This window comes from Burkholderia sp. BCC1999 (assembly GCF_905339975.1).
GTDB lineage: Bacteria > Pseudomonadota > Gammaproteobacteria > Burkholderiales > Burkholderiaceae > Burkholderia.
The window spans coordinates 92,412-103,198 of sequence record NZ_CAJPHP010000004.1 but is presented as its reverse complement, the minus strand read 5'-3'; the positions used below and the strand labels follow the sequence as shown (position 1 = coordinate 103,198).

The 10,787-nt window shown below is 65.3% G+C and carries 11 protein-coding genes; 6 read left to right on the top strand and 5 right to left on the bottom strand.

The annotated features are described in order from the left end of the window. Position 1 precedes the first annotated feature (1 nt). The 3 genes from lspA to dut all read left to right on the top strand — a co-directional run bounded on the left by lspA (position 2) and on the right by dut (position 2,283). Complete coding sequence (gene lspA / locus U5809_RS06930) at positions 2–502, top strand: signal peptidase II (RefSeq protein WP_282505813.1); 501 nt, start codon at positions 2–4, stop codon at positions 500–502. Between the two features lie 67 nt (positions 503–569). Continuing rightward, a complete protein-coding gene (gene coaBC / locus U5809_RS06925; RefSeq protein WP_282505814.1) occupies positions 570–1,781 on the top strand; it encodes a bifunctional phosphopantothenoylcysteine decarboxylase/phosphopantothenate--cysteine ligase CoaBC in 1,212 nt (403 codons plus the stop codon). Between the two features lie 55 nt (positions 1,782–1,836). Then, a complete protein-coding gene (gene dut / locus U5809_RS06920) occupies positions 1,837–2,283 on the top strand; it encodes a dUTP diphosphatase (RefSeq protein ID WP_021160741.1) in 447 nt (148 codons plus the stop codon). A gap of 55 nt (positions 2,284–2,338) precedes the next feature. On the opposite strand, the gene U5809_RS06915 is transcribed toward dut, so the two are convergent. The 4 genes from U5809_RS06915 to clpS form a co-directional block, all read right to left on the bottom strand. Beyond that, positions 2,339–3,109 (bottom strand): hypothetical protein, encoded by a 771-nt coding sequence (locus tag U5809_RS06915; RefSeq protein WP_322085970.1) that lies wholly within the window; start codon positions 3,107–3,109, stop codon positions 2,339–2,341. Positions 3,110–3,241: 132 nt separating this feature from the next. After that, complete coding sequence (locus tag U5809_RS06910) at positions 3,242–4,621, bottom strand: amino acid permease (protein ID WP_282505815.1); 1,380 nt, start codon at positions 4,619–4,621, stop codon at positions 3,242–3,244. 103 nt (positions 4,622–4,724) lie between these two features. After that, positions 4,725–7,025, bottom strand: coding sequence for an ATP-dependent Clp protease ATP-binding subunit ClpA (gene clpA, locus U5809_RS06905; protein WP_175846211.1), 2,301 nt, complete (start codon positions 7,023–7,025; stop codon positions 4,725–4,727). Then, positions 7,022–7,336, bottom strand: coding sequence for an ATP-dependent Clp protease adapter ClpS (gene clpS / locus U5809_RS06900; protein WP_006398529.1), 315 nt, complete (start codon positions 7,334–7,336; stop codon positions 7,022–7,024). The genes clpA and clpS overlap by 4 nt, the downstream gene beginning before the upstream one ends. Before the next feature lie 290 nt (positions 7,337–7,626). Here clpS and U5809_RS06895 point away from each other — a divergent pair, with 290 nt between their 5' ends. Both U5809_RS06895 and U5809_RS06890 read left to right on the top strand, forming a co-directional pair. Then, positions 7,627–7,794 carry a hypothetical protein gene (locus U5809_RS06895; RefSeq protein ID WP_322085969.1) on the top strand — a complete coding sequence of 56 codons (168 nt, stop codon included), beginning with the start codon at positions 7,627–7,629 and terminating at the stop codon, positions 7,792–7,794. A gap of 89 nt (positions 7,795–7,883) precedes the next feature. Next, positions 7,884–8,087 carry a cold-shock protein gene (locus U5809_RS06890; RefSeq protein WP_006478030.1) on the top strand — a complete coding sequence of 68 codons (204 nt, stop codon included), beginning with the start codon at positions 7,884–7,886 and terminating at the stop codon, positions 8,085–8,087. Positions 8,088–8,269: 182 nt separating this feature from the next. Here the strand turns inward: U5809_RS06890 and U5809_RS06885 are convergent, their stop codons facing one another. Further along, complete coding sequence (locus U5809_RS06885; RefSeq protein WP_322085968.1) at positions 8,270–9,877, bottom strand: multicopper oxidase family protein; 1,608 nt, start codon at positions 9,875–9,877, stop codon at positions 8,270–8,272. 621 nt (positions 9,878–10,498) lie between these two features. Between U5809_RS06885 and U5809_RS06880 the strand changes: the two genes are divergently transcribed. Continuing rightward, complete coding sequence (locus tag U5809_RS06880) at positions 10,499–10,723, top strand: hypothetical protein (RefSeq protein WP_006490888.1); 225 nt, start codon at positions 10,499–10,501, stop codon at positions 10,721–10,723. Positions 10,724–10,787: the final 64 nt, after the last annotated feature.

Genomic DNA, 10,787 nt, shown 5'->3' with positions numbered 1-10,787 from the left:
TATGGCGAAGACCCTGTCGAAACCGGCCAGCGGCGCGCTTGCGCCCTGGCTCGGCATTTCGCTGATCGTGATCCTGTTCGACCAGCTGTCGAAGATCTCGATCCTGAAGACGTTCGCGTACGGCGCGCAGCACGAGCTGACGTCGTTCTTCAACCTCGTGCTGGTGTACAACCGCGGCGCGGCGTTCGGCTTCCTGTCGACCGCCGGCGGCTGGCAGCGCTGGGCGTTCACCGCGCTCGGCATCGCCGCGACGCTCGTGATCTGCTTCCTGCTGAAGCGCCACGGCCAGCAGCGGCTGTTCAGCCTGTCGCTCGCGCTGATCCTCGGCGGCGCGCTCGGCAACGTGATCGACCGGCTCGTCTACGGTCACGTGATCGACTTCCTCGATTTCCATCTCGGCGCCTGGCACTTCCCGGCGTTCAACCTCGCCGATTCCGCGATCACGGTCGGCGCGGTGCTGCTGATCTACGACGAGCTGCGTCGCGTGCGCGGCTCGCGCTAAGCGCGCATACTCGGCGTCGACGGCCGGCTTCGCGCCGGCCGTTCCGTTTGACCCTTGGAGGCCTGAGTTGGCACACGCAGAACTCGCAGGAAAACACCTCGTTCTCGGCCTGACGGGCGGCATCGCCTGCTACAAGATCGCCGAGCTCACGCGGCTGCTCGTGAAGGCCGGTGCGACCGTGCAGGTCGCGATGACCGAAGCGGCCACCCAGTTCATCACGCCCGTCACGATGCAGGCGCTGTCGGGCCGGCCCGTCTACACGAGCCAGTGGGACGCGCGCATCGACAACAACATGGCGCACATCGACCTGTCGCGTGAAGCCGACGCGATCGTGATCGCGCCCGCGTCGACGGACTTCCTCGCGAAGCTCGCGCACGGGTTCGCGGACGATCTGCTGTCGACGCTGTGCGTCGCACGCGACTGTCCGCTGCTCGTCGTCCCCGCAATGAACCGCCAGATGTGGCAGAACCCGGCCACGCAGCGCAACGCCGCGCAACTGCGCGCGGACGGCGTGTCGGTGCTCGGCCCGGATTCGGGCGCGCAGGCATGCGGCGAAGTTGGCGACGGCCGCATGCTCGAGCCCGAGGCGATCTATGAAGCGATCGTCGCGCACTTCGCGCCGAAGGTGCTCGCGCACCGGCGCGTGCTGATCACGGCCGGGCCGACGTTCGAACCGCTCGACCCCGTGCGTGGCCTCACGAACCGCTCGAGCGGCAAAATGGGCTTCGCGCTCGCGCGCGCCGCGCAACAGGCCGGCGCCGACGTGCATCTCGTCGCCGGGCCGGTCGCGCTCGATACGCCGTGGGGTGTCTATCGCCAGGACGTGCAGACCGCGCAGCAGATGTACGACGCGGTGATGCATGCGGTCGCCGATGCCGACATCTTCATCGCGGTGGCCGCGGTGGCAGACTGGCGCGTCGATCAGCCGGCCGAGCACAAGATGAAGAAGACGGCCGACCGCAAGGTGCCGACGCTCGCGTTCGTCGAGAACCCGGACATCCTCGCGTCGGTCGCGGCGCTGCCCGATCCGCCGTTCTGCGTCGGCTTCGCGGCCGAAAGTGGCGACCTCGACGTGCACGGCGACGAGAAGCGCAAGCGCAAGAACGTGCCGCTGCTGGTCGGCAACCTCGGCCCGCTGACGTTCGGCCGCGACGACAATGAAGTCGTGCTGTTCGAAGCGGCCGGCCTCACGCGCCTGCCGCGCGCACCGAAGGACGAACTCGCGCATGCGCTCGTCGCGGAAATCGCGAAGCGACTGCCCGACAACCGCCTGATCTGATCACCCGCGCGGCGGCGCTTGCCGCCGCGCCCTTCCCGACCGATTCCACGACCGCATGAAACTCGACCTGAAGATTCTCGACGCGCGCATGCGCGACTACCTGCCCGCCTACGCGACCACCGGCAGCGCGGGCCTCGACCTGCGCGCGTGCCTCGACGCGCCGGTCACGCTGCAACCGGGCGAAACGACGCTCGTGCCGACCGGCCTCGCGATCCACCTCGCCGATCCCGGCTATGCCGCGCTGATCCTGCCGCGCTCGGGCCTCGGCCACAAGCACGGCATCGTGCTCGGCAATCTCGTCGGCCTGATCGACTCCGACTACCAGGGTCAGCTGATGGTCTCGACGTGGAACCGCGGCCAGACCGAGTTCGTGCTGAACCCGTTCGAACGGCTCGCGCAGCTCGTGATCGTGCCGGTCGTGCAGGCGCAGTTCAACATCGTCGACGATTTCGCCGAGAGCGATCGCGGCGAAGGCGGCTTCGGCAGCACCGGCCGCCACTGAGCGGCACTGCATGAAAAAGGGGCCTCGCGGCCCCTTTCTCTTTTTCAGTCTGACGTCATTCGCCAACCGGCTGCGCGATCCGCGCGGGCACCGGTTCGCGTCGCCGCGCCTGCGCGATGCTCGCGTAGATCACCAGCGCGACCAGCACACCGAGCAGTACGGCCGACGACCCGACCGTGCCGAGCGCGAGGCCGCCCTTCGCGACCGGCTTCGTCAGCAGGTCGCCGACCGTCGCGCCGAACGGACGCGTGAGCACGAACGCGGCCCAGAACAACAGCACGCCGGAGATCCGCGTGAAGTAGTGCGCGAGCACGATCACCGCCAGCAGCCCGCCGATCAGCAGCGCGCCGCCGCCGAAGCCGAGCCCCGAGCTGTCCGCGAGGAAGTCGCCGAGTGCGGTGCCGAGCGTGTTCGAGAACAGGATCGCGATCCAGTACAGCAGCTCGACCTTACGCGTGCGGATCAGGTCGACCGACAGCGATTCGCCGCTCAGGCGCCAGACCGCGAAGATCGCCAGCAGGATCGCGACGAGGATCGACGAGCCGGCTGCGTAGCCGAGGCCGAGCGTGCGGTCCATGAAGTCGGACATCGTCGTGCCGGCCGTACTCGTCGCGACGATCACGGCCCAGTAAATCGCCGGGCGGTAGCGTGTCGTCCTGAGCTGTGCGCCCAGCGTCACGAGAAAGAAACCGAACAGCAGGATCGAGCTCACCGCGTAGCCGACGTTCAGCGTCATCGACAGCAGGTCGCCGCCGGTTTCGCCAAGCGTCGTCGCACAGATCTTCATGATCCAGAACGCGAGCGTAATTTCGGGAAGTTTGTTCATTCGAACCCCATTTGCAGGAAGCGGCGAGCCGGCGCGTGCCGACCCGCCTTGCGGACAGGATCGAATGTAGTCGCCGCCGGCTTAACGGAACCTTAGCGAGCGTGAAGAACGGTGCGGAGGACTCCGGCGCGGTCAGCGTGCGTGTTCGTGCCGGTAATGCAGCGCGTATGCAAGCGTCAGCAAGACGACGAACACGACGCCGACCACCATCGTCATCCGGAATTCGCGCGTGAACGCGGTCGTAAACAGGATCGCCGCGACGAGCGCTGCGCCGAGCAGGCTGCCGAACGGGTGCCCCCACATGCGGAACGCGAGCGCCGGGCCGCGGTAACGCGACCGGAAGCGCAGATGCGTGACGAAGATCATCAGCCACGTAAACAGCGCGCCGAACATCGCGATCGCCATCATCACGGTGAACGCGGTGTCGGGCGCCAGCGCGACCAGCACGGCCGCGACCGCGACGCCGCTGGTCGAAATCCACAGCGCCGCGCGCGGCACGCCGTTCGTGCCGAGCCGACCGAACACCGCGGGCGCGAGCCGCGCGCGCGACAGGCTGAACATCATCCGCGTCGTCACGTACAGCTGGCTGTTCATCGCCGACAGCGCCGCGATCAGCAACACGAAATTGATCACGCCCGCCGCGTACGGCACGTGCGTCGCGGCCATCACCTTCACGAACGGGCTTTCGTCGGTGCCGGCCGCGGTCCACGGCACGATCGCGAGCATCAGCGACAGCGTCAGCAGGTAGAACAGCACGAGCCGGAACACGGTCGAGCGGAACGCCCGCGTGACCGCGTGCTGCGGATCGCGCGCCTCGCCGGCCGCGATCGCGACGGCTTCGATGCTCATGTAGCTGAAGATCGCGACGATCACCGCGACCCAGGTGCCCCACGGCCCCTTGGGCATGAAGCCGCCGTGCGCGGTGTAGTTCGCAAAGCCGATGCCCGACGCGGCCGGCGCGGACCAGACCAGATACGCGCCGAGCACGATGAACACGACGATCGCCGCGATCTTCAGCAGCGAGAACGCATATTCGACCGTGCCGTACAGCGTGACGCTGGCCAGGTTCACGGCGATCAGCAGCGCGGAGAAGCCGATCACCCAGTACCAGCCGGGCACGGCCGGGAACCAGTACTTCATGAACACGGCGATCGCGCTGATCTCGGTACCGATCGCGAACACGACCGCGAACCAGTACGCATAGCGCACCAGGAAGCCCGCGAGCGGGCCGACGTAGTGCTCGGCATACGCGCCGAACGAGCCGGCCGTCGGGTGCGCGACGGTCATTTCCGCGAGCGCGCCCATCAACAGCAGCGCGATCAGCGCGCCGATCGCATAAGAAACGAGCACGCTCGGGCCTGCGAGCCCGATCGCGAACCCGCTGCCGAGGAACAGCCCCGTGCCGATCGCGCCGCCGATCGCGATCATCGCCATCTGCCCCGACGTCAGCGCATGGCGCAACCCTTGTTCGCGCGCGACGATATCGTCGAACGACCGTTGTTGTTGTGTCACTGCGTTACCACTCCCCTGCACCACCATTGCGCCGCCGGCGCCGGATAAAACGAAACGGCGCGGGAAACTTCCCGCGCCGTTCGCATGAACAACGAATTATCGCTTACTCGACTTCGACCGTCTCTTCGTTCGGCTTGTGCGGCGGATTCGCCAGCTTGTCGAACGACAACAGCACCTTGTCGTTTTCGTCGACGTCGACCGTCACGTGACCGCCGTTGACGAGCTTGCCGAACAGCAGTTCGTCGGCCAGCGCGCGCCGGATCGTGTCCTGGATCAGCCGCTGCATCGGCCGCGCGCCCATCAGCGGGTCGAAGCCGTGCTTCGCGAGATGCTTGCGCAACGCGTCGGTAAAGAGCGCGTCGACCTTCTTCTCGTGCAGCTGTTCCTCGAGCTGGATCAGGAACTTGTCGACCACGCGCATGATGATTTCCTCATCGAGCGAGCGGAAGCTGATGATCGAATCCAGGCGGTTGCGGAACTCCGGCGTGAACAGGCGCTTGATGTCGGTCATCTCGTCGCCCGTCTCGCGGCGCGTCGTGAAGCCGATCGTCGCCTTCTGCATCGACTCGGCGCCCGCGTTCGTCGTCATGATGATGATCACGTTGCGGAAATCCGCCTTGCGGCCGTTGTTGTCCGTCAGCGTGCCGTGGTCCATCACCTGCAGCAGCACGTTGTAGATGTCCGGATGCGCCTTCTCGATTTCGTCGAGCAGCAGCACGCAATGCGGCTTCTTCGTGACGGCTTCGGTCAGCAGCCCGCCCTGGTCGAACCCGACGTAGCCCGGCGGCGCGCCGATCAGCCGGCTCACCGCATGACGCTCCATGTATTCCGACATGTCGAAGCGGATCAGCTCGATGCCGAGCGTGAACGCGAGCTGGCGCGCCACTTCGGTCTTGCCGACGCCCGTCGGGCCGGAGAACAGGAACGCGCCGATCGGCTTGTCCATCTTGCCGAGGCCCGCGCGCGCCATCTTGATCGAGGCCGCCAGCGCGTCGATCGCCGGATCCTGGCCGAACACGACGCTCTTCAGGTCGCGGTCGAGCGTCTGCAGCTTGCTGCGATCGTCCTGCGACACGCTCTGCGGCGGCACACGCGCGATCTTCGAGATGATTTCCTCGATCTCGCTCTTGCCGATCGTCTTCTTCTGCTTCGACTTCGGCAGGATGCGCTGAGCGGCGCCCGCCTCGTCGATCACGTCGATCGCCTTGTCCGGCAGGTGACGGTCGGTGATGAAGCGCGCCGACAGTTCGGCCGCGGCCGACAGCGCACCCGACGAATACTTGACGCCGTGATGCTCCTCGAAGCGCGACTTCAGCCCGCGCAGGATCGCGACCGTCTGCTCGACGGTCGGCTCGCTCACGTCGACCTTCTGGAAGCGCCGCGACAGCGCCGCATCCTTCTCGAAGATGCCACGGTACTCGGTGAACGTGGTCGCGCCGATGCACTTGAGCGTGCCCGACGACAGCGCCGGCTTCAGCAGGTTCGACGCATCGAGCGTGCCGCCCGACGCAGCGCCCGCGCCGATCAGCGTGTGGATTTCGTCGATGAACAGGATCGCGTGCGGGCGCTCCTTCAGCTCCTTCAGCACCGTCTTCAGACGCTGCTCGAAATCGCCGCGATACTTGGTGCCCGCGAGCAGTGCGCCCATGTCGAGCGAATAGACCTGCGCGTTCGCGAGGATGTCCGGCACTTCGCCGCGCGTGATGCGATACGCGAGCCCTTCCGCGATCGCGGTCTTGCCCACGCCAGCCTCGCCGACGAGCAGCGGGTTGTTCTTGCGGCGACGGCACAGCACCTGCACGACGCGCTCGACCTCGGGCTCGCGCCCGATCAGCGGATCGATGCGGCCGTCCTTCGCCATCTGGTTCAGGTTCTGCGTGAACTGCGCGAGCGGCGTTTCCTTCTGCGCGTTCGCGTCTTCGCTTTCCGCGTTCGCGTCGGTCGACTTCGCGGCTTCGCCGTTGTTCGTCTTCGCGATGCCGTGCGAAATGAAGTTCACCACGTCGAGGCGCGTGACGCCCTGCTGCTGCAGGTAGTACACGGCATGCGAATCCTTCTCGCCGAAGATCGCGACCAGCACGTTCGCGCCGGTGACTTCCTTCTTGCCGTTCGACGTCGACTGGACGTGCATGATCGCGCGCTGGATCACGCGCTGGAAACCGAGCGTCGGCTGGGTATCGACATCGTCGGTACCCGGGACGGTAGGTGTGTTGTCGTGGATGAAATTGCGCAGGTTCTGACGCAAGTCCTCGATGTTTGCCGCGCACGCGCGCAACACCTCGGCTGCCGTCGGATTATCCAGCAGGGCCAGCAGCAGATGCTCGACCGTAATGAACTCATGGCGCGCCTGGCGTGCTTCCATGAACGCCATGTGCAGGCTGACTTCCAATTCCTGGGCAATCATGCTTCCTCCATCACGCACTGCAGCGGATGCCCGGCCTGCCGCGCATGGGTAACGACTTGCTCAACCTTGGTCGACGCGATGTCCCGCGTATAGACCCCACAAACCCCTCGCCCTTCGCGATGGACCTTCAGCATGATCTGCGTGGCCGTCTCGCGATCCTTCTTGAAATACTCCTGGACCACCATCACGACGAATTCCATCGGCGTGAAGTCGTCGTTCAGCAGCACCACCTTGTACATCGAAGGCGGCTTGAGCTTCTGCTGCTTGCGTTCCAGGACGGTACTGTCCTGCTTGTCCGGGATAATCGCCATACACCCATTCTAAACAACTCGGACAGGCCCGCAATCCTGCCATAACCCGACCGACCGGCCGGCGCCCTCCCCGGTATCCCGGAACACGCGATCTTCTTCGTGCCATACGAAAGCCGGCTGCGGTGCCGGCTTTCACGCGTGGCGCGGAACACGAACCGTCAGGGGGCAACTGCACCGGAACGTCGTGTCCGCATCCAGTATCCCACAAGCCGGGACGACTCGAACGCGTGTCACTCGAGCCTGGTATATGAGCCGATTATGCGGCTTTTCAAGGCCCCGCGCTTGGCGGCATGCTGCAAAGCAAAGCCGGAGAAACCCTGAAAATGGGTTCTTTACAACGACCCTCTAAACGTCTAAAAATTCCACTTGACACTCCAATAAAGAGCGCCAACAATCAAGCTGGCACTTTTTTCAATTTGCCAGTTGGCGAAATGAAAGAGGCCGAGGTGAGCTTGTGAGGGGGGAACGACTGCATTTTGCAGTCGTTTAGCTTTTCGAGCGTGCTCGTGGTAAGTAGCAGCGACTGTGTGACAGGGGAAGTAGGAAAATGGCAACTGGTATCGTTAAGTGGTTCAACGACGCGAAGGGCTTCGGTTTCATCACTCCCGACGAGGGCGGTGAGGATCTGTTTGCGCACTTCTCGGCTATCACCATGAATGGCTTCAAGACGCTGAAGGAAGGCCAGAAGGTGAGCTTTGACGTCGTTCAAGGACCGAAGGGCAAGCAAGCGTCGAACATCCAGGCCGCATAAAGGCATCGGATATCGGACGAAGAAACCCGGCGCATTGCGCCGGGTTTCTTTTTTTTGAGGCCGGCCAATCGATAATCGATTGGCCGGCCTTTTCGTTCAATCCCGATAATTGAACACACATTGTCTTGTCACACATGCAGATCGGATATCGGCTCTGCGCGTGAAACATATTCACCACGTCGTTACACGACCTTCAGCGTGCCCATCATGCCGAGATCCTCGTGTTCGAGAATGTGGCAATGAAACATGCGCTCTCCGGGCATGTCTTGCGTGACGAGAATCGACACCGTTTCGCCGCTGCGCACGTTCACGGTATCGCGCCATGCGCGGAACGGTTCGGTCGTGTGCGAACCGCCCGACGCGCGCTCGATCACCTGGAACTGCGTGCCGTGCAGGTGAAACGGGTGATCCATGTCGGTGGTATTGCGAATCTCCCAGCGTTCGACGTCGCCGCGGCGGCTCGTCAACGTCGCGCGGTGCGCCGCGTAGGTTTCGCCGTTGATCATGAAACGCATGCCGGCCGGACGGCCGTGCGCCGCGCCCTTCATCATCGCGTCCATGTCCATTTCCTCGCCGAACGCGACCGTCTTGTGCGCGACCGGCTCGCCCAGCGGCGGCACCGCGCGCAACGTGGCCGGCAACGCACGCGCGGCGGCGGGCGCAAACGCGACATCGGCCAGCGCCAGCGCCGGATCGGGCGGCAGGCTGCCGTGACCGTCATCGTGCGACATCGCCATCTTGCGGCGGTCGTACTCAGCCGCCTGCAGCACCGCGCGCGACGCACGGTCGCCAGCGCGCACCAGCAGTTCCGCGCGCTCGCCCGGCGCGATCAGCAGCGACGTCACGCGGCGCGGCGCATCGAACAGCCCGCCATCGGTGCCCGCATGCTCGAACGCACGGCCGTCGTCGAACGCGACGCGCAGGTAGCGCGCGCTGCACGCGTTCCACACGCGCCAGCGCTCGTCGCCCGTGACGTCGATGCGTGGCCGGCGCGCGCCGTTGACCAGCACGAACTGGCCTTCGCGGCCGTTCATCCAGTCCATCATGTCGTTCGGCGCAATCGTGCCGTCGCGCGCAAGCTTCAGGTCCGACACGAACAGGTTGCGCTCGGGCCAGCCGGCGAGTGGATCGTCCGCGGCACGCACGATGAACGGGCCGGCCAGCCCGCGAAACACCTGCTCGGCCGTCATCATGTGCGGATGCGGGTGGTACCAGTAGGTGCCTGCGCTGCCCTTCGGCAGCGTAAAGCGATACACGCGCGTTGCGCCGGGCGCGACGGGATCGGACGGGTTGCCGTCCTGGTCGGGCGGCACGGGCAGGCCGTGCCAGTGGATCGTCGACGGCTGCGGCAGCTTGTTCACGAACTTGATCTCGACCGTGTCGCCCTCGCGCACGTCGATCAGCGGGCCGACGACGGGGCCTTGCGCGCCCGCGCCGAATTGCCAGAACGTGGTCGGCCGCGCCCCGCGCAGCATCGGGCGCGCAACGGGCTGCGCGACCAGCGTGGCCCGGAACGTACCGCGATCGCGGCTTTCGTTCGCGAGCGTGCGCAACGCCGCGAGCGGCGCGCCGGCCGGCAGCGCGTCGGCGGCCGCGAGCGGGGCCGATGCGGGCTTGCCGTGCTGCGCGTGCCCGGACATTCCTGACATACCCGACATGCCGGGCATGTCGTCCATCGAATCCATGCCGGCCATACCCGCATGACCGGCCTGCTGCGCCCACGCGGTGCGCGCAAACAGCGACGCGGCCGCGACCCCGATGGCGTGCGACAGGAAGGTTCTCCGTATCATCAATCGATCCTCGTTATCCATGCAGCGTCGCGCGACTGCCGCGACGCGTGCGCCGGCCGGCCGGACCGCCGGTGCGCGACGCGAAACCTGATGCCCGCGTCATCATAACCGCAGGCCCCTATCGAATAGCGCCGCCACCGATCGGGCGGCGATACGCCGCAGCCCGCCTTTGCACCGCCGTTCTTCGGCCATCTCGCCCCGCCCCGGCCCCCGCCCGCCGCCGCATCCGGGCGCTCGTTTGGCGCCGGCTGTTCGCCACTACGCAGGCGCGCGCCGCCCTCCTTCCGCCAAACCACCGATTTTTCACGATGTGGAACAAGTCTCTGCGTTGTAAAAATTCGTGGTGCAGGGCACAAATTCCCCGTTTCGCGATGCCAAAAAACGTTCCGCAATACAAAACGTCGAAAATAATTCCTTGTTTTTAAAAGAGAATTTTTGTTTCGAGAAGCCGTTCTACATGCACCATCCGACCGGGCCGCGGACGTAGACTTTGTCCCATGCACTGACGCTTCGCCACGACGTTCGATACGGAACCCGGCGCAAGCAGCCAGTCGGGCCACAGCCGGCCGAGCCGGCAGGCGGCACACCAGAATCGCTTGTGATCAGAAAGGGAGAACGGAAATGAAGGGATTTCGCTTTGGTTCAGCGCTCGGGTCGTTCTACATCCTGCCGGGTAACGGCGGCTGGGAAGCGACGTTCGGCAACGCCCTGCTCGGCGCATTCTCGTGCCCCGAAGTGGCGGCCGACCACATCTCCCGCGGCGACTGCGAACAACTGTCCGAACTGGACACGGCTACGCTCGAAGTGCCGCACGAAATCGCCGAATGGGAAATCGTTCACGTCTGAATGACAAGCCTGCAACGAAAAACGCCCCGGGCGACCGGGGCGTTTTTATTGGGTGTCGGACGGC

What these genes read in the sequence shown, in the direction of transcription:
- clpS (WP_006398529.1), bottom strand. Translation starts at nt 7,336, where the DNA reads ATGGCGATTATCCCGGACAAGCAGGACAGTACCGTCCTGGAACGCAAG.
- U5809_RS06895 (WP_322085969.1), top strand. Translation starts at nt 7,627, where the DNA reads ATGCTGCAAAGCAAAGCCGGAGAAACCCTGAAAATGGGTTCTTTACAA.
- U5809_RS06890 (WP_006478030.1), top strand. Translation starts at nt 7,884, where the DNA reads ATGGCAACTGGTATCGTTAAGTGGTTCAACGACGCGAAGGGCTTCGGT.
- U5809_RS06880 (WP_006490888.1), top strand. Translation starts at nt 10,499, where the DNA reads ATGAAGGGATTTCGCTTTGGTTCAGCGCTCGGGTCGTTCTACATCCTG.
- U5809_RS06915 (WP_322085970.1), bottom strand. Translation starts at nt 3,109, where the DNA reads ATGAACAAACTTCCCGAAATTACGCTCGCGTTCTGGATCATGAAGATC.
- U5809_RS06885 (WP_322085968.1), bottom strand. Translation starts at nt 9,877, where the DNA reads ATGATACGGAGAACCTTCCTGTCGCACGCCATCGGGGTCGCGGCCGCG.
- clpA (WP_175846211.1), bottom strand. Translation starts at nt 7,025, where the DNA reads ATGATTGCCCAGGAATTGGAAGTCAGCCTGCACATGGCGTTCATGGAA.
- dut (WP_021160741.1), top strand. Translation starts at nt 1,837, where the DNA reads ATGAAACTCGACCTGAAGATTCTCGACGCGCGCATGCGCGACTACCTG.
- lspA (WP_282505813.1), top strand. Translation starts at nt 2, where the DNA reads ATGGCGAAGACCCTGTCGAAACCGGCCAGCGGCGCGCTTGCGCCCTGG.